At 59.3% G+C, this 17,782-nt stretch carries 13 protein-coding genes, 1 tRNA gene and 1 pseudogene; 6 read left to right on the plus strand and 9 right to left on the minus strand.

Features of this window, described 5'->3' with window-relative positions:
• Positions 1-22: 22 nt before the first annotated feature.
• Both CS919_RS00380 and CS919_RS00385 read right to left on the minus strand, forming a co-directional pair.
• A tRNA-Glu gene (locus CS919_RS00380) sits at positions 23-98 on the minus strand.
• A 200-nt stretch (positions 99-298) separates the two neighbouring features.
• Entirely contained in the window at positions 299-1,870 is a 1,572-nt protein-coding gene (locus CS919_RS00385) for an HNH endonuclease signature motif containing protein (protein ID WP_159460932.1), read from the minus strand.
• A 404-nt stretch (positions 1,871-2,274) separates the two neighbouring features.
• On the opposite strand from CS919_RS00385, the gene CS919_RS00390 reads away from it, so the two are divergent.
• Both CS919_RS00390 and CS919_RS00395 read left to right on the plus strand, forming a co-directional pair.
• Positions 2,275-3,345: a winged helix DNA-binding domain-containing protein gene (locus tag CS919_RS00390; RefSeq protein WP_099297177.1), complete on the plus strand. Its 1,071-nt coding sequence runs from the start codon at positions 2,275-2,277 to the stop codon at positions 3,343-3,345.
• A gap of 74 nt (positions 3,346-3,419) precedes the next feature.
• Positions 3,420-4,586 carry a YihY/virulence factor BrkB family protein gene (locus CS919_RS00395; RefSeq protein WP_099297179.1) on the plus strand — a complete coding sequence of 389 codons (1,167 nt, stop codon included), beginning with the start codon at positions 3,420-3,422 and terminating at the stop codon, positions 4,584-4,586.
• Here CS919_RS00395 and CS919_RS00400 read toward each other — a convergent pair.
• The 3 genes from CS919_RS00400 to CS919_RS00410 all read right to left on the minus strand — a co-directional run bounded on the left by CS919_RS00400 (position 4,573) and on the right by CS919_RS00410 (position 6,393).
• The gene (locus CS919_RS00400; protein ID WP_370737736.1) at positions 4,573-4,917 is read right to left on the minus strand and encodes a carboxymuconolactone decarboxylase family protein; all 345 of its coding nucleotides are present in this window, start codon (positions 4,915-4,917) and stop codon (positions 4,573-4,575) included. The two genes, CS919_RS00395 and CS919_RS00400, sit on opposite strands and share 14 nt — an antisense overlap.
• 135 nt (positions 4,918-5,052) lie before the next feature.
• On the minus strand, positions 5,053-5,730 hold the full coding sequence (locus CS919_RS00405) for an SDR family oxidoreductase (RefSeq protein WP_099297183.1): 678 nt from the start codon (positions 5,728-5,730) through the stop codon (positions 5,053-5,055).
• A gap of 123 nt (positions 5,731-5,853) precedes the next feature.
• A complete protein-coding gene (locus tag CS919_RS00410; protein ID WP_234990689.1) occupies positions 5,854-6,393 on the minus strand; it encodes a MarR family winged helix-turn-helix transcriptional regulator in 540 nt (179 codons plus the stop codon).
• 139 nt (positions 6,394-6,532) lie between these two features.
• Here CS919_RS00410 and CS919_RS00415 point away from each other — a divergent pair, with 139 nt between their 5' ends.
• From CS919_RS00415 to malP, 3 genes and pseudogenes are all read left to right on the plus strand, one after another.
• Positions 6,533-7,729, plus strand: a complete 1,197-nt coding sequence (locus CS919_RS00415; protein WP_099297185.1) for an MFS transporter — start codon at positions 6,533-6,535, stop codon at positions 7,727-7,729.
• Between the two features lie 194 nt (positions 7,730-7,923).
• Positions 7,924-9,860, plus strand: a pseudogene (locus tag CS919_RS00420) (OPT family oligopeptide transporter).
• Between the two features lie 45 nt (positions 9,861-9,905).
• The gene (gene malP / locus CS919_RS00425) at positions 9,906-12,290 is read left to right on the plus strand and encodes a maltodextrin phosphorylase MalP (protein WP_099297187.1); all 2,385 of its coding nucleotides are present in this window, start codon (positions 9,906-9,908) and stop codon (positions 12,288-12,290) included.
• Between the two features lie 39 nt (positions 12,291-12,329).
• On the opposite strand, the gene pntB is transcribed toward malP, so the two are convergent.
• Together pntB and CS919_RS00435 are read right to left on the minus strand one after the other, a co-directional pair.
• A complete protein-coding gene (gene pntB / locus CS919_RS00430) occupies positions 12,330-13,811 on the minus strand; it encodes a Re/Si-specific NAD(P)(+) transhydrogenase subunit beta (RefSeq protein WP_099297189.1) in 1,482 nt (493 codons plus the stop codon).
• A 2-nt stretch (positions 13,812-13,813) separates the two neighbouring features.
• Positions 13,814-15,370 carry a Re/Si-specific NAD(P)(+) transhydrogenase subunit alpha gene (locus CS919_RS00435; protein ID WP_099297191.1) on the minus strand — a complete coding sequence of 519 codons (1,557 nt, stop codon included), beginning with the start codon at positions 15,368-15,370 and terminating at the stop codon, positions 13,814-13,816.
• Between the two features lie 209 nt (positions 15,371-15,579).
• Here CS919_RS00435 and CS919_RS00440 point away from each other — a divergent pair, with 209 nt between their 5' ends.
• Positions 15,580-15,867: a DUF7218 family protein gene (locus CS919_RS00440; protein ID WP_099297193.1), complete on the plus strand. Its 288-nt coding sequence runs from the start codon at positions 15,580-15,582 to the stop codon at positions 15,865-15,867.
• A gap of 76 nt (positions 15,868-15,943) precedes the next feature.
• Here CS919_RS00440 and CS919_RS00445 read toward each other — a convergent pair whose 3' ends face one another.
• Together CS919_RS00445 and CS919_RS00450 are read right to left on the minus strand one after the other, a co-directional pair.
• Positions 15,944-16,528 carry an LGFP repeat-containing protein gene (locus CS919_RS00445; protein WP_099297195.1) on the minus strand — a complete coding sequence of 195 codons (585 nt, stop codon included), beginning with the start codon at positions 16,526-16,528 and terminating at the stop codon, positions 15,944-15,946.
• 147 nt (positions 16,529-16,675) lie between these two features.
• Positions 16,676-17,584, minus strand: a complete 909-nt coding sequence (locus CS919_RS00450; RefSeq protein WP_099297197.1) for a VOC family protein — start codon at positions 17,582-17,584, stop codon at positions 16,676-16,678.
• Positions 17,585-17,782 lie beyond the last annotated feature (198 nt).

The following is a 17,782-nucleotide window of genomic DNA, read 5'->3' on the forward strand; positions in this document are numbered from 1 at the left end:
GACGAGAGAGGGACTTTTCGGTTGGTACCCCGTACGGGATTTGAACCCGTGTTACCGGCGTGAGAGGCCAGCGTCCTAGGCCGCTAGACGAACGGGGCATGCCTATGCAGACATAAATGTTCGTTAGGAACGAGAGGTAACTCTACACAGATTCTTCATTCCGCACCTAATCCGCAGGTGAGGGCAGCTTTATCGCGCGTTCCTCAACTTGCCCCATTTCGTCCCCAGCCTACTTCTGCCCTCAGCCCCTCCAGCCTTACTTCCCAACTCTCACTTTCTTACTTCCACTCCCCAAAAGTCAGTCTCCCACACACACCCACTTCCGCTCTGCTTTTGCACCCCTCCACCTTCGCCTCGCTCCGTCTTGCAGCTTTCGTCCAGGTGTTCTTGAAGTGGTGGGATTCAAGTTTCGCCGTGGCCGTCTTTGTGGATCGTCAGATCCCGGCGGAATCCATATCACTTTGTCCCCTGTGCTCGGATCAGTGCTGAGGGTCCACCAACGATCTCGATTCTTCCTCGAGTCATCCACTCGGGCATGCATGCGAGGATCAGCGAAGGTCAGATTCTCTAGGTCCGTCACACCACCTTCTTCCCAGCCATTGATGTGATGCATGTGGCAGCGGGCAGGGGGCGTAGTGGAACTAGGTGCCGTCGAGCCTCCTTCCTCTCCGCACAGCGCGAGGTACTGATCCAGACTGCCCAGACGCTGCGACCTGCCTAACCACAGAGTTCTGCCGCTGAGATCCAAAACTTGCAGATAGAAATCTTGCGCCAAAGTCCCCTCGATCAGCTCGTTCATACCGATTTTCATGTTCGTGTCAGTCAGTCCGAACCCGCGCCCCTCCAACAACTCACGGAGGTTCACCACGGCCACTATCGAGGTACTGCCCCGCCGCGGTTTCAGTTCAAATTCGCGTAATGGCGGGGTAAATTCCTCATCGCCTTCCGATTCATTCTCCTCTTCAATCCCCTCTTCAACGTCGCGTCGTCTCAGCCCCTCTTCCCTCAGCCCTTCCTCCTCGTAGTTAGAGCAACCGTTCCCTTGCGAGCCCGACTCACCGAACTCTTCTCCGAACGTGTCCCCAAACTCTTCGCGCATAATCTCGCGCTCTTCCCTGGAGAAGCTATTGAACAACGCAGACTCCAAGCAGTCATGCGCACGTTGCGAAGGGCTCCGTGGATCATCGTTGAAACCGTGATCACCCAATTCGCCGTCTTTGAGCAATCCACCAGCCGTCGCATGGTCAGCGAGCAACCTCTGGAACACGGCAGCGCATCGCGGAGTCAGACAACCTTTGATGGAGCTCATTCCATCCGCGCCTTGGCGGGAGATCTTGATTCCTCGCTTGCGAGCGTGATCTTTGGGCTCATACTCGGGTTCTTCTTCCCCAAGTAGCGCCCACAGCAAGTCATTCAGCTCGTTCAACACTTCCGGTCCACACTGTTCCGCTAGGTCCGCAATGATCTTGTCCCCACGCTCCACAAGTAGATCATGCGTTCTATCCGGCATAGATTTAATGGCTTTATCGACCCGCCGAACCCCCTCCTCATTCAGGGTTCCACTCTTCACCAGTTCATGGATCTTGGGCATATATTTCTTCGACGGTCGCACATCTGGCCCTTTTGGCCGATCATCCAGGCGTTCCACCGCAGCCATAATCCCGCGCGCCTCCAGCGAGGTAAATCCAAACTCCATCATCAGCCACTGCGGACGCTTATGTTTACCCAACGGCATATGTTCCTCGTGAGCGCACACCAACCCCACATCGGCATTGGTCAGCATCCTTCTTGAGGTGGTGACCAGCGCATAGTAATCCGGACGCTCATCTGCACTGATCCGCTCCCACATATCAGCGTTACGCCCTGCCACGCGCGCCGTTACCTCTGCCAAAAGCTCCAGATCCGCCTGAAAGTCCTGCAAACTATCGACGTGCCCCGCGCCAAAATCAGCCGCTACACTCGGCCCCTCCGCGCCATGACATATAGGACTACTCACGTTCATCACCCCCAAATCCCCTCTTATGTCTCACCACGACAACAAACCCCTGCTGCCGCATCCCCAACTTGCTTCCCGTATATTTCCTATCTACATTTTAGAACACCTGATCTAGCATCTACAACCCCTACCGCCAACTTTCTTCAAAAATTTTTCTCGTCCACCATTACGGTCGGTAGCCAGTCCCCTTTCTTCCTCGCCGACGCCAAACTCACCCACACACAACACTTCTCCCCTCCCCTCACAAACCAATAAGCCCACGCACCAGGAGGTCATCGATGCCGCACAACACCACCAAGACCATCTCCCCCGATGAACTCCGCGCACGCCGGTTGATCGCGCAGCTACTGGCCCCCAGCCAGGCCCACCCTCTCCAAATCAACGGCACCGATAATCCCGTCGCAACCGCAGCGGCAGCCACAACAGCCACAACAGTCGCAGCTGTCACCGAGTGGATGGTCGCCACCCAGTTCCAGCTCCGCAATTCCGGATTAGATGCCCTCGCCATCCGCGCAAACACGGACAAACAGCACGTAGAAGAGGCGATCAAGCAAGCCCAAGTTGTACGCAGCTGGTCCCAGCGCGGCACGCATCACGCGCTTTTCGCGCCGGATGTCGGCTGGGTCACGCGTGTGTGCACGCCACGGGTACAGGCGGCTTCGAGTAAGCGTCGGGCAGGATTAGGGCTTACGGACGAAGCAGTTGACACGGCACGTGATGCCCTCATCACCGCCCTCGAACATGCACAACAACCGCTATCTAGAACGCAGTGCTACGAGGTTTTCCGTGAAGCTGGTGTGGATCCCGATGAACAGCGCGGCCCGCACATGTTGCGGCACTTTGGCGGCGAGGGCGAGATTATCCAGGGCCCTCCCCACGGCAATATGGACTCGTTTGTGCTGCATGACAAGGTGGTTGGTCAGGCGCGTGACGTCGATAAGGAATTGGGGCGGGAGCGCGCGATCGGCGAGTTGGCGGCGCGCTACATCAACTCGCACGGCCCAGCCACGGCTCAAGATTTCGCGTGGTGGAGCGGGCTTACGGTCAGGGAGGCCAAGGCCGGCTTCACAGAAGCGCAGAACTCAAGCACCCCACCCATCGAGGTGACCTGCGAGAACATCACCTATTCGATGGGTGCGTGGCAGTCCACGGTCACGGAAGAAGAGCTTGCCCACGCCCTCACACTCACGCTCCGCCTGCCCGCGTTCGACGAGTACATCCTGGGCTACAAGGACCGTTCCCAGGTCATGGACGCCGCACTGATCCCCGAAGTCGGACCGTCGAAGAACGGGATGTGTTGGCCGTTCGTCGTGCACGCTGGCGTGGTGCAGGGTCGGGCGTCGGATTAGTCGCGCCCACCACATTCCACATTCCCCGCGCGTGAAACCTTGGGAAAAGCTGGCAAACAGGTAGGTTAAAGGCGATGTCCAAGAACAGCGCCCTCCCCGTGACAGATTTTGTGGTTCCCGCCGCCGGTGGGGACCCAGTTCAGACGCTGCCGTACCGCGAGTACTACCGCGAGGTCAGCCGCAAGCAGCGCTTCCTCCGCATCTCTGCGTGGAAGCTGATCTTCAAGCGCGTGTACGTGGAGACGTTTTTCCGCGGCCTGATGGACCGGGGCGCGACGCTGGGGTTCTTCTCCCTGCTCACGACCGTGCCCACCCTCATGGCGTTCTACGCAATAACCACGCTGGTGCTGGATCAGAATCGACGCAAGGTCGTCGAGATCACCGACCAGTTCATCAACGAAAACATCCCGGAAAACTTCACTGATGAGGCGCGCAAGTTCATTGATACGATCATCGGCTCCACGGAGCAATCGGTAGTCACGCTGCTGATTTCCGTTCTGATCGCGCTGTTTTCTTCTTCCGCTTATGTGCGCGCATTCTCCCGTACGGCGAACCTGATGTACGGACGAGAGGAAGGCCGCAGCCTCGCGCGGACGTGGCTGACGATGTGGGGGCTAACGATCCTGCTGGTCATGGGGCTATCACTGATTGCCTTGGGGTTCTTCTTGCGCTATGACATCCTCACGCCGCTGCTCAACCCGATTTCCAAGCCGCTGGGCTGGGAGGGCTTCACCAGCTTCTTCCTCGATACGTTCCTGCCGATTTGGGAGTACGTGCGCTGGCCGGTGATTTTCGGCATGTCCATGGTGATGATCGCCCTGCTCTACCACGGTGCCCCGAACGTAAAATACGGCCGAGTGCGGTGGCTGACCAGCGGTTCCATATTCGCTCTGATCACGATGACGCTGGTGGGCATCGGTGTGCGGATTTACCTGAACAACTTCCTGCACGTCGGCATGTACGGCGCACTTGGCGGACTCATCGCCGGCTGCGTGGGGCTGGTCCTGATTAACTCACTGTTGTTGTGTGGTCTCAAGATCGACGCCGAGGTCACCCGCGTCCGCGAACTACAAGCTGGCATGCACTCAGAGGAGCTGATTCAGGTTCCTCCACGTTCGTCGGTTGGCGCGAACGTCAACAATGTCTTCAACGCGCAGTTGGTCGAGCAGGCCGCCCGCTACCGCAAGCGGTATGGCGATACGGTTCCGCCAGCTAGTGAATCACCAGCTACTGCGCCTTAGGTTCAAGTTCTGCTTCGAGGACTTCCTGCACTACCTTCATCGCAGACAGTGCGGCCGGGGCGCCGCAGTAGCCCGAGGAGTGGATAACTGCCTCGGTAATTTCTTCCCGGGTGAGCCCGTTGTTCAGCCCACCGCGCACGTGCCCGCGCAGTTCTTCGGTGGCGCGCAGGGCAACCAGCATGCCGATGTTCAGCAGGCTCCGGTCGCGGCGCGACAAGCCATCACGGGTCCACACGGATCCCCACACGGTGGCCGTGACGTGCTTTTGCAGTTCTTCGCCGTCGGAACCTGCTGCTCGCTCGAGCGCAGCATCGACAAAGTCATCCCCCATTACTTCGCGCCGCACCTGAATACCGTCATCGAACCGGGAGTCTCCGCTCCCAGTTTCCCTAGTATTAGCTTCAGTGTTCTCGTTGCTGTTTGTCATGCCCCTCACTCTAGTGAGGAGCGAGACACCTCTTCGCAACTACACCGCAGCCAGCGCCTCAGCCACGGGGGTCTCACCGTCGTGGAAGTTGATCTGCTTGCCAATCGTCTTGTCCTCATCCACTGCAGCCGCAACCACCTGGGCAACGTTGGCGCGGGACGTGGCAGGCACGTCCGTATCGGACAGTTCCGTTCCCTCTTGCACGTCGATCTTGCCCGTGGGCTCGTCCAGAGTCAGCACGGATGGGCCCACGATTGTCCAGTCCAGCCCGCTGTTGCGCAGGTGCTCGTCAGCTTGCACCTTCGCGTTGAAGTAGGCGTACATGCCCTCGCTCTTGTCCACGCCAGGGAATTCGCCGTCCACCATGTGCGAGTTGAAGAAGGAGACCATGACGTAGCGCTGCACTCCGGCCTTCTTGGCTGCCTCCATGGTGCGGATGGCGGCGTCGCGGTCGATTGCCCACGTTTCTTCTTCGCCGGATCCGCCCGCGCCGGCGCTCCATACCACCACGTCGGAGCCGCGGAAGACGTCGGCGATCTGGTCTTCATCGAGTTGCGTGACATCTTCGACGACAGGCTCCGCTCCCGCCTCACGCACGTCATCTGCCTGCTCTTGTTTGCGGATCAGGGAGCGCACGGTGTGGCCGTTGTCCGCTAGAAGTGGGGCCGCACGCAGGGCGACCTTGCCGTGTCCACCAACGATCGTGACTGTTGACATGGTGATAAATCTCCATTTCTCGTCGTCTTGACGCGGGTTTTAGTTCGCCGAAGTTCGACTCGGCCACAAGAGCCTCTAGCTTCTACAACGCACACAGACGGTCAGAATTCCCGCGAGCAGATATCACGCCCGCGGCCAGGGCTTTCCGCGCTTTTCTTCCACGCTTTGGTTAAAGCGGCGCAGCATCCGCGCGTAGGTAGCCACGTCTTCAGCGCTCCAGTCATCCATGACTGTGGCAGCGCTATCCCTGCGTGCGGCAAACTCCTGCTTCAGCAGTTCTGCCCCCTCTTTGCTGGGCTGATGCTTCTTCGCGGCTCCACCGTCCGGGTCTGCAATCTTTTCCACGAGTCCGTGTTTCATTGCGGCAGCGATCTGCCGGTGGACCGTGGAGACATCCACGTCGAAGGCTTCCGCGAGTTCCGCCACGGACATGGGTCCTTCCGCGGTCAACCGGGAGAGCAACACAGCGGCGCTACGGTCCATCAGCGCTTGGCGGCCGTAAGGCTCCACTCCATGCAGGGGAATTCGAGACAGCAGCATGTGCTCGTAGACCATCATGTCGATGGGGACCCGCATGTCTGCCCCTACAGAGTCATCGGTCCGTGCATCCGAACCAAAAGACCCGCGAGGAGTTTGACGTTCAGTGTGATTGTCAGATGCCATGGCTCCATTGTGCACGAAATCTTGGGTGGCGATGTGACTCTTCACCCCACCAAGCGTACAGTTTGCATTATGCAAATTCGCAGGCCGGGTGCATAATCTCCCGTCCGTCCCCAGAAGACTCAACCCGGAAGGACATCTATTGACCCCGAAATCTTCCGAAAAACCACAACTAATCACCCCCACCTTCGTGGTGGCCTGGCTGATCAACTTCATCCAATATTTACTTTTCTACTTACTCATCACCACCATCGCACTGTACGCGGTCGAGGAATTCGCAGCCTCCGAGGCCGCCAGCGGCCTGGCCGCCAGCTCCTTCGTGATCGGCGCCACCATCGCCCGTATCTTCTCCGGCTATCTCACTGATCTGCTCGGCCAGCGCCCCATCCTGCTCACCGCCGTGGCGGTCGTGGCGGTAGCTTCGGCGCTCTACTTCCCCACTAACTCGCTGCCGCTGCTCATTGCCGTGCGCATCCTACACGGCTTCGCGTATGCCTTCGCCAGCACCGCGATCATGGCGGTCGTGCAGACCGGCATGCCCTCATCCAGGCGCGCAGAAGGTACCGGATTCTTCGCTCTCAGCTCCACGCTCGCCACTGCGTTAGGCCCGGCAGCTGGCCTATTCCTGGTGGACTCATACTCCCACGCCGTGCTGTTCGGCGTGACACTCGCGACGTCCCTGGCGGGTCTACTGCTCGCCCTGTTCTTGCGCATCCCTGCCCACCCTTCGGCGGGAGCGCAGGAGAAGTTCAGCTTGGCGTCCATCATCCATCCTTCGGTGCTCCCGATCGGCCTGTTCATGCTGCTCGTGGGCCTGTGCTACTCGGGCGTAATCACGTACCTGAACGGCTACTCGGTGGATCGCGGGCTGACCATGGGCGCCGGGTTGTTCTTCGTGGCCTACTCGGTGGTCATGCTGATCATGCGCTTTTTCTTGGGGCGCATTCAAGATGTACGCGGAGATAACCTTGTCATCGCACTGGGCTTAGTGTCCTTTTGCTGCGCACTGCTTCTGCTGGCAGTAGCGAGCGCGGATTGGATGGTCGTGCTCGCGGGCGCGTTGACGGGCATGGGTTATGGCACATTAATGCCCGCCTGCCAGGCCATCAGCGTGCGCTTGGTGCAGGCGCACGAGCTAGGCACGGGCATTTCCACAATGTTCCTGCTCATGGACGTAGGCCTCGGTGTGGGTCCGGTGTTCCTAGGCATGCTCGTGGGTACGGCTGGCTACGGCGCGATGTACGTGTTCTTGGCCGCGGTATTGGTGGTTGCCAGCGCGCTGTACGTGGTGGTTCACGGTCGTCATCAAGATTTTCGACGCCAACAAGTCCAGCCCTAACAACCAAAATGACGGGGAAAATGGCCGAATTGCGCGAAACAAGGAGTAACGTTCCTTTGGTTACATTCATCTCGGCTCACACTGCTGGGATCCCCTGCTAGAAAGTTCACATCATGACCGAACCGGCCCAACCCGCCAGCTCTGCCAGTTCCCCGCTTCACGACACTCCCAGCACTCCGCCGGGTGCCGGGTCCATGCGAGAGTTGACTGTCCGCGCCATCATTTTGGGCGGCATCATCACGTTGGTTTTCACCGCAGCAAACGTTTATTTGGGCCGAAGGTTGGTCTGACGTTCGCCACGTCGATTCCCGCAGCCGTCATTTCCATGGCGATTCTGCGCCGGTTCGCGCATCACACCATCGTGGAAAACAACATCGTGCAGACCATTGCTTCGGCGGCTGGCACGTTGTCCGCGATCATCTTTGTGCTTCCTGGCCTGATCATGATCGGCTTCTGGTCAGGATTCCCGTACTGGACCACAGCGTTTGTCTGCGCCGTGGGTGGCATTTTGGGCGTGACGTACTCCATCCCGCTGCGCCGTGCACTGGTCACGGGCTCTGACCTTCCATACCCAGAGGGTCGCGCTGCCGGCGAGGTGCTGAAAGTCGGCGATGAGCAAGGATCCGCCGAAGAGAACAAGCGCGGCCTTCACGCCATCGTGGTGGGCGCTGTGGCTTCTGCCGGTTTCGCCCTCTTGGCGGCGCTCAAGGGTGTGGCAGGTTCGTTGTCCACTTACTTCAAGGTGGGCGCAGGTGCCACCACCATCGGCGGTTCCCTCTCGCTGGCGTTGATTGGTGTGGGCCACTTGGTGGGCATGTCCGTGGGCATCGCCATGATCGTGGGCCTGATCATCTCCTTTGTGGTTCTTCTGCCTCTGAAGACCTCCGGATTGGTGGACGGACTCAGCGGCTCGGACGCTCTCGCGGACATCGTGGATACGTCCTTCTCTAGCGAAGTGCGCTTCATTGGCGCCGGCGCGATGGCCGTGGCGGCCGTCTGGACACTATTGAAGATCATCGGTCCCATCATCAAGGGCATCAAGGATTCGCTGACTTCCTTCCGCGCCCGCCACGACGGCCAGCAGGTTGCCTTGACCGAGCGCGATATCCCCTTCCCCGTCGTCGCCGGGGTCACGGTGGCATCGATGCTGCCCGTGGGTATTCTGCTGTGGCTATTCGTCAAGGACACGTCGATCATGCACCACGCCACCAGCTTGGTCATTGTCTCCATCGTGTATGTACTGTTGGTGGGCCTAATTGTCGCGTCCATCTGCGGTTACATGGCCGGTCTGATCGGCGCTTCGAACTCCCCTATTTCCGGCGTGGGCATCATCGTGGTGCTCTCCGCTGCCCTGCTCATTAAGGCCATCACCGGCACGGAGTCCCAGTCCAACCCAGAGGCACTGGTCGCATTCACGCTGTTCACCGCCGCGGTGGTGTTCGGCATCGCCACCATTTCGAACGACAATCTGCAGGACCTCAAGACCGGCCAGATCGTCGGCGCCACCCCATGGAAGCAGCAGGTCGCTTTGATCATCGGTGTGCTATTTGGCTCCGCGATCATCCCGCCCGTGCTGCAACTGATGATGACCAGCTTCGGCTTCGTCGGCGCGCCGGGCGCTGGCGATGACGCCCTCGCCGCACCACAGGCGGCATTGCTATCCTCAGTGGCCTCGGGCATCTTTGGTAACTCTCTGGATTGGTCGCTGATCGGGCTGGGCGCGCTGATTGGTGTGGGAGTGATCCTCGTCGACGAAATCCTCCGCAAAACCACCAGCTTCTCCTTGCCGCCGCTGGCCGTGGGCATGGGCATGTACCTGCCAGTCACCCTGACTCTCATTATTCCGCTGGGTGCCGTGGTGGGCATGTACTACGACCGTTGGGCTGGCAAGCAGCGCAATCCAGAATCCACCAGGCGCTTGGGCATTTTGGTGGCTACGGGCTTGATCGTCGGTGAGTCCCTGTTCGGCGTGCTGAACGCGGGAATCATCGCTGCCGCCGGTGACGGCGACGCCCTCGCCGTCTTCCCCGAGTCCTGGTCTACCGCCGCCAACTGGCTCGGCCCGATCGTCTTCGTGCTGGCCGTGGCAGGTTGTTACCGTTTCGTCCAAGGTCTCGGCCGCAAGTCCTAACTGCCTAACCAGCAGTTTGTCTCGGCGGGTTTTAGACTCATTTTTATGAGCCTTGAGCATCCACTCACGTCCACCACCGTCGGCAGTCACGTGAGGGCTGCCGCCGGCGCCCCCGCACCACACGCCACCCCTCGTAAATTCTGGACCGGTCTGTCCCGCGCAGTGCAAGACCGTATCTCCGATGATTGGGAATCCACCCGTAAGGCATACGTCGCAACCCGCCAGCAGCACTATTTCTCCGCGGAGTTCCTCATGGGACGCGCGCTTCTGAACAACCTCACCAACCTAGGTCTGGTGGAAGATGCATCCGCCGCCACCCGCGAGTTCGGCCAGGAGCTCACGGACATCCTCGAGGTGGAAAATGACGCGGCACTGGGAAACGGTGGCCTGGGCCGCCTGGCTGCCTGTTTCCTCGATTCCGCCGTGACCCAGGACTACCCCGTGACCGGCTACGGCATCCTCTACCGATTCGGCCTGTTTCGCCAGTCCTTCGATAACGGCTTTCAGATCGAGCGCCCTGATCCGTGGCATGAGGAAGAGTATCCCTTCACCATTCGCCGTGCATCGGATCAGCTTGTCGTTCATTTCGACGACATGAAAGCTCGTGCCATTCCCTACGACATGCCCATCACCGGCTATGGCACCAACAATGTAGGCACGCTGCGCCTGTGGAAGGCCGAGCCGTGGGAGGAGTTCGATTACGACGCATTCAATTCCCAACGATTCACCGAGGCCATCGTGGAGCGCGAGCGCGTCTCCGATATTTGTAGGGTGCTCTACCCCAATGACACCACCTACGAGGGCAAGAAGCTGCGCGTCCGCCAGCAGTACTTCTTCACCTCAGCCTCCCTGCAGGCGATCATCGCCTCACACCTAGCCAACCACGGTGACCTGTCGACGTTCGGCGAGTTCAACAGTATTCAACTCAATGACACCCACCCGGTGCTGGCCATCCCGGAACTCATGCGCATCCTGATGGACGAGCACGGCATGGGATGGGAACAGGCATGGGAGATCGTCACCCAGACCTTCGCCTACACCAACCACACGGTGCTGACAGAAGCTCTGGAGCAGTGGGATCAGCAGATTTTCCAACAGCTGTTCTGGCGCGTGTGGGAGATCATCGCGGAAATTGATCGTCGATTCCGCATGGAAAGCGCCGCTGCTGGCGTCGACGAAGAAACGATTCAACGCACCGCGCCGATCCAGCACGGCACCGTCCACATGGCATGGATCGCCTGCTACGCAGCGTATTCCATCAATGGAGTGGCGGCGCTGCACACCGAGATCATCAAGGCAGAAACGCTGGCGGATTGGCACAATCGCTGGCCAGAAAAGTTCAACAACAAGACCAACGGAGTGACCCCGCGGCGTTGGTTGCGCATGATCAATCCGCGGCTGTCGTCGCTGCTCACGCGCCTGGTGGGCGATGATTCGTGGGTGACGGACTTGGACGTACTAAAGACCCTGCGCCACTACGCCGAAGACGATGCCGCGATGAGCGAATTGATGGACATCAAGGCTGCGAACAAGCGGGACTTCGCGGCGTGGATCGTGGAGCGACAGGGCGTGGAGGTGGATCCGGATTCCATCTTCGACGTGCAGATTAAGCGACTGCACGAATACAAGCGACAGCTGATGAACGCGCTGTATGTGCTGGATCTGTACTTCCGCATCAAGGAGGACGGACTGCGCGATATCGCACCACGCACGGTGATTTTCGGTGCGAAGGCCGCACCGGGATACACGCGGGCCAAGGCGATCATCAAGCTGATCAATCAGATCGCAGAGCTGGTCAACAATGATCCGGTTGTCTCTCCGCTGCTCAAGGTTGTGTTCGTGGAAAACTACAACGTCTCTCCTGCTGAGCACATCCTTCCGGCGTCGGATATCTCGCAGCAGATCTCGACGGCTGGCAAAGAGGCCTCGGGCACGTCGAACATGAAGTTCATGATGAACGGGGCGCTCACGCTGGGCACGATGGACGGCGCGAACGTGGAGATCGTGGATTCCGTCGGCGAGGACAACGCGTACATTTTCGGCGCTCGCGTGGAAGATCTGCCGGAGCTGCGGCGTAAATACAATCCGTATCAGCTCTACGAGACGGTGCCGGGCCTGAAGCGTGCGCTCGATGCGCTGGATAACGGCACATTGCATGACGATCACTCGGGCTGGTTCTACGATCTCAAGCGGTCCTTGTTGGACGGCTACGGCGAGGATGCCAGCGATTCCTACTACGTGCTCGGCGATTTCTCCGACTACCGGGAAACGCGGGATCGGATGGCCGCGGACTACGCTTCTCATCCTTTGGAGTGGGCGCGGATGGCGTGGATCAACATCTGCGAATCCGGCCGTTTCTCCTCGGATCGCACTATTCGCGACTACGCCACCGAGGTATGGAAGTTGCAGCCCACCCCTGCCGTTTCTTAACGGTGGGATGGGCTGCGAGTTAAAGCAAGCTAGAGCGAGTTAGAGCGCGGCGATGATCTCGTCGACAGACTTCTTGGCATCGCCCAGCAGCATGTCCGTGTTCTCGTTGAAGAACAGTGGGTTCTGCACGCCCGCGTAGCCGGAGCCCATGGAGCGCTTGAACACGACGACCTTGTCAGCCTCCCAGACCTTGAGCACGGGCATACCCGCGATAGGTGAGCCGGGCTCTTCGGCGATGGGGTTGACCGTATCGTTTGCGCCGATGACTAACACCACGTCGATGTCAGCAAAGTCATCGTTTACCTCGTCCAGTTCCAGAACGATGTCATACGGCACCTTAGCTTCCGCCAGCAGCACGTTCATGTGTCCTGGCAGGCGTCCGGCCACTGGGTGGATGCCGAAGGTGACTTCCACGCCCTGCTCCTGCAGCTTGGACACCAGCGATGCCACTGGGTACTGCGCCTGAGCCACGGCCATTCCGTAGCCCGGGGTGATCATGACAGTCTTGGCGTTCTTGAGCATTTCTGCGGTGTCCTCCGCAGACACTTCGGTGTGCTCGCCGTACTCGCGATCCTCGCTGACTGCGGCGTCTCCGCCGAAGCCGCCGAGGATCACGGAGATGAAGCTACGGTTCATGGCTTGGCACATGACGTAAGACAGGTAGGCGCCGGAGGAGCCCACCAGCGCGCCGACGATGATGAGCAGTGGGTTAGCCAGCATGAAGCCAGCGGCCGCCGCGGCCCAACCGGAGTAAGAGTTCAGCATGGATACGACGACCGGCATGTCGCCGCCGCCGATGGCCGCCACCAGGTGGAAGCCGAGGAACAGTGCGAGCACCAGCATTACAACGAGCGCGATCCACGCCACGGTGGTGTTCTCGTGACCAGCGGCAATGAAGACACCCATGCCCACCAGCGAGATCACGATCACGGCCAGGTTCAGCAGGTGACGTCCAGGAAGCACCAGTGGCTTGCCGTTCATCTTTCCGGACAGCTTCAGGTACGCCACGATGGAACCGGTCAGCGTCACGGCCCCGATGAAGATGCCCAGGTAGACCTCGCCCATGTGGAAGGCCTCGATAGCTTCGGACTCTTCATCCGGAGCGATGAAGGAGTTGATGCCGATCAGCACGGCGGCCAGGCCCACGAAGCTGTGCAGCATCGCGATGAGCTCCGGCATGCCGGTCATCTCCACCTTCTTGGCGCGCGGGATACCAATGGCCGCGCCCAGCAGCATAGCCACCACAATCAACAGGACGGTGACCAACGGGCCGTTGGAATCGTCTCCAGCGTTGATGGAGTTGACCACAGCCTTGGCGATGGTGGCGATAAGGGCGATGCCCATGCCTGCCATGCCGAACTTGTTGCCGCGGGTGGCGGTTTGCTGCTTAGACAGTCCTGCCAGAGCCAAAATGAATAGCAGACCAGCGACGATGTAGGCCAGGTTGGTGATCTTGTCCGTCCATTCCAGGACGTTGGGATTCACGATGGCTTGTTCGTTAGCCAAGTACAGAGTGTTCATGTCTAGTTACCTCCGTCGAACATGGTCAGCATGCGTCGTGTGACGAAGAAGCCACCGAAGATGTTGATTGAGGCCACCACGATGGCCAGGAACGCCAGCGCTGCCACGGCGATGTTGGACGAACCAACCTGCAGGATCGCGCCGACGAGAATGATGCCGGAGATCGCGTTCGTCTCTGCCATCAGCGGGGTGTGCAACTTGTGGGTCACCGAGGTGATCACGTAGAAGCCCACCACGATTGCCAGCATGAGCAGCATGTATTCGGTTGCCACCTGCATGGGGCTGGCCAGGATCAGTGCCAGGCCGAGGGCACCAGCGATCCACTTCCATGCACCGGAAGGCTTCTTTACTTCTTCCTCGGTGGCAGGTTGTGCGGTCGCGGCATCCGCGTTGTTGTTTTGGTTCGACGCCGGGGCCGCCGAAACCTTCACCGGCGGCGGAGGCCAGAGAATATCTGCCTGAGCTGCGCCGGCAGTGTCATTCTGAGACTTGGTGACGGTAATTCCGCGCACGATCACGTCTTCGAGATCGAAGGCGATCTGTCCGTCCTTTTCCGGAGTCATCAGCTTCAGCAGGTTAACGATGTTCTGTCCGTAGAGCTGGGAAGCCTGTGCGGGCAGACGGCCTGCGAGGTCGGTGTAGCCGATGATGCTCACGCCGTTATCCGTGGTGGTGATCTCTCCGGGCACGGTAAGTTCACAGTTGCCACCGTTGGCGGCGGCCATGTCCACGATGATGGATCCGGGCTTCATCGCTGCCACGTCTGCTGCGGTGAGCAGGACGGGAGACTTGCGGCCGGGGATGTTCGCGGTGGTAATGACGATGTCAGCCTTGGCAGATTCTGCAGCGTAGAGCTTTGCTGCAGCCTCGGCCTGGTCTTGAGTCATCTCCTTGGCGTAGCCATCCTCAGACTTTTCGGTGGCCACGGGGATCTCTACGAACTCCGCACCCATGGATTCCACCTGCTCGGCGGTTTCCGGGCGCAGGTCGGTTGCCTTGACGATGGCGCCCATGGAGTTTGCCGTGCCAATCGCGGCCAGACCAGCCACACCAGCGCCGATGACATAGACCACGGCGGGTGGCACCTTGCCTGCGGCGGTGACCTGTCCGGTGAACAGGCGACCAAACGTGTTCGCAGCTTCCACGACAGCGCGGTAGCCGGCGATATTGGCCTGCGAGCTCAACACGTCCATGGACTGTGCACGGCTGATGCGTGGCACGGTGTCCATTGCTACCGAGGTGATGTTGCGGCTTGCCAGCTCTTCGATGAGCTCTTCATTCCGGCCTGGTGCCAGGCGGGAGATGATGGTGGCGCCGGGCTGCATCGCGGTGCGCTGTGCAGCCGTGGGAGGGTCCAGAGTGGTGATGATGTCTGCTGTCCATACATCGTCACCGACAATTTTGGCTCCAGCCTCTTCATACTGGCTGTCTGGGAAATTGGCGTTATCGCCGGCTCCGGATTCCACTGACACGTCGTACCCGAGCTTGATGAGCTTGGATACAGTGTCTGGAGTGGCGGAAACCAGTGCGAGCGGCTCTTTGGGGATGCCGATGAGCAACGTTTGGCTCCTCACTGAGGGTTGTGCGGATGCTGACTAGTACTTGGAAAAGCCAGCAAATATGGGCAAGTCAATGAAATTTTTCATTAGTTCTAAAACCATAGGCGAAGAACCCGCAAAAGTCCCACTTTTTGAGAAAATTGCCACCCCCTTGTCCCATACGTTGGGATCCAGCTGACATGTCTAGGCTCTTATTACACTCGAGAAGCATGGCTAAAGATAAGCATCCAGAGAACACTCCGGGCGGCGCATCCGTGAAAGACGGCGAGCTCTACGAGTCGCTCCGTGAGGACGGCGCAAGCAAGGAAAAAGCTGCGCGCATCGCGAATGCTGCGGCGCAGTCGGGCCGCGGTGGCGTCGGAAAGAAGGGCGGGGAATCCGGCGACTACCAAGACTGGACCGTGGACCAATTACACGAACGGGCCTCCGAACTGGACATCGAAGGTCGCTCCACGATGAACAAGTACGAACTGATCGCCGCGCTCCGCGAGCATTAAAAAAGCCGCCCACGCTCACTGTGAGCGCGGACGGCAGTGAAAGTTCTAAGAACTAGAGCTTTCTATGGGCTAGGACTTAGTTGTCCTCAACGTCGGCTTCGAACTCGCCGTCGTCGTCCTTAGTCCAAGAGATGGTGCCGTTCTGGAAGGACTGGGTCCAGCCATTCATCGCATCGCCCTGCTCAGGAGCGGTTGGCAGGCCGATCTCGTTGTCCAGAGCACCATCGTTAGCCCAGGTCTCGCCGATCTTGCCGACGAGCTTCACGGCGCCGGTCTCGTCAGAGTGGGTAACCCAACCGTTGTCGAAGGTTGCCAGGGTGCCCTTGTCGGTCTTCTCAACGTTCTTCAGCGCGCCCAAGTCACCGGACTCGCCACCCTCGTTGTCCCACAGGGTCTGGATGTCTGCAGGCAGATCCTGGGAATCGTCCTCAGAGTCGTCATCGCTGGACATAGCCTCGGAAGCGTTGTTAGCAGCGCTTCCGGCAGCATCGGTTGCATCATTGGCTGCGGAACCCGCAGCGTCGGTCGCATCGTTGGCAGCGGAGGTTGCGTTGTTGGCCGTGTCTTCAGCGTCGGAGCACGCTGCGGCACCGAAAACGAGTGCGGTTCCGGCTGCAACAGCAACAGCAGAGCGACGGGTCAGAATCTTATTCAAAGCCATGATTGTTCAATCTCCTCGTGAAGAATTGTCAACTACGTATTCCTATGTACCGAATTCTCTACTCAGGTGCACTGCCCCTGCGGAATCTATATCAAATCGCTACCAAAACGTGATCTGTCACGCATTGTGCTCAGCTACTCAGTGTGGCTACTTCTCGCCGACCTTCACGCGGATCAGAGAGTTCCATGGATCGTTGAACTCCAGAGCCCGACCGTCATCCCGCATGGAGATCTGCCGCTCAGCGAGTCGCGCGGCGAGAGCCAAACGATCATCTTCATTAGGTACGTCGATGTTCACGCGTCCCAATCCATAGGAAGCAGCACGAGGACCAGCGCCTTGGGAGCGGAAAACGTTCAGCGCCATGTGATGGTGGTAGCCACCTGCGGAAACGAATAGCGCAGGACCGACCTCGCCGGTGATTTCAAATCCCAGGGTGCCGGCGTAGAAATCTCGGGCGGTATCGATGTCGCCGACCTGGAGGTGTACGTGGCCCAGAGTCGAGGTTGCCTGGTCCGCGCTGTCCTCGCGGAGATTGGCGCGAAGGAATTCATTCGGATCCAGGGCCAGAGTGGCTTGAGAGTAGAGCTTGCCGTCAGGCTCAACTTCCCACTGCTCACGCGGACGGTCGACATACAATTCCACGCCATTGCCCTCGGGGTCATCGAAATAGAAGGCCTCGGAGAAGATGTGGTCTCCGGCGCCGGTGAACGAGTGAGGGTAATTGCGGGCCACGCTATACAACGCTGAAGCCAACTCGGCCTTGGTGGAGTAAACCAGTGCGGTATGAAAGAGGCCCGCGCCGCGCGGATTGAATGGCGGTAAGTCTCCGACCTGCACGAGTTTGACACTTGGAACGCCATGCTTGCCCAACGTGGCCGTGGTGCCATGGTGCTCTAGGACGTCGAGCAGAGCGCCTTCGATGTAAAACTTAAGGACCTTGTCGAGGTCGCGAACGAGCAACTCAACGGCACCCATCTGAGTTGCCGGAGCGAGGAGCTGATCGGCAGGGCGGTCAGCGACATAATCGGGGTGAAGTTGCTGCAGGAAGCGCGGCATGGCGGAATCCTTTCTGTGCTTATGGTCTCCATCTAACCACAAGTAGTTGTCATGTCAACTACTTTCAACTGATGAGGCCCGGGGGTATTCCAACAGGTCTTATCCGGGTCGAAAAACGAAGAATAGTTCGCATTTAATCGCTTCCGGAGGAGCAGGTGGCCAACTTCAAGGAAAATCCGAACTATTGTGCGCTTTTGG

This window comes from Corynebacterium dentalis (assembly GCF_900232865.1).
Classification (GTDB): Bacteria; Actinomycetota; Actinomycetes; order Mycobacteriales; family Mycobacteriaceae; genus Corynebacterium; species Corynebacterium dentalis.

Excerpts from the sequence above, each read along its gene's own strand:
- CS919_RS00410 (WP_234990689.1), bottom strand. The coding sequence starts at position 6,393 with ATGGCATCTGACAATCACACTGAACGTCAAACTCCTCGCGGGTCTTTT.
- malP (WP_099297187.1), top strand. The coding sequence starts at position 9,906 with ATGAGCCTTGAGCATCCACTCACGTCCACCACCGTCGGCAGTCACGTG.
- CS919_RS00405 (WP_099297183.1), bottom strand. The coding sequence starts at position 5,730 with ATGTCAACAGTCACGATCGTTGGTGGACACGGCAAGGTCGCCCTGCGT.
- CS919_RS00445 (WP_099297195.1), bottom strand. The coding sequence starts at position 16,528 with ATGGCTTTGAATAAGATTCTGACCCGTCGCTCTGCTGTTGCTGTTGCA.
- pntB (WP_099297189.1), bottom strand. The coding sequence starts at position 13,811 with ATGAACACTCTGTACTTGGCTAACGAACAAGCCATCGTGAATCCCAAC.
- CS919_RS00390 (WP_099297177.1), top strand. The coding sequence starts at position 2,275 with ATGCCGCACAACACCACCAAGACCATCTCCCCCGATGAACTCCGCGCA.
- CS919_RS00400 (WP_370737736.1), bottom strand. The coding sequence starts at position 4,917 with ATGGGGGATGACTTTGTCGATGCTGCGCTCGAGCGAGCAGCAGGTTCC.
- CS919_RS00440 (WP_099297193.1), top strand. The coding sequence starts at position 15,580 with ATGGCTAAAGATAAGCATCCAGAGAACACTCCGGGCGGCGCATCCGTG.
- CS919_RS00395 (WP_099297179.1), top strand. The coding sequence starts at position 3,420 with ATGTCCAAGAACAGCGCCCTCCCCGTGACAGATTTTGTGGTTCCCGCC.
- CS919_RS00450 (WP_099297197.1), bottom strand. The coding sequence starts at position 17,584 with ATGCCGCGCTTCCTGCAGCAACTTCACCCCGATTATGTCGCTGACCGC.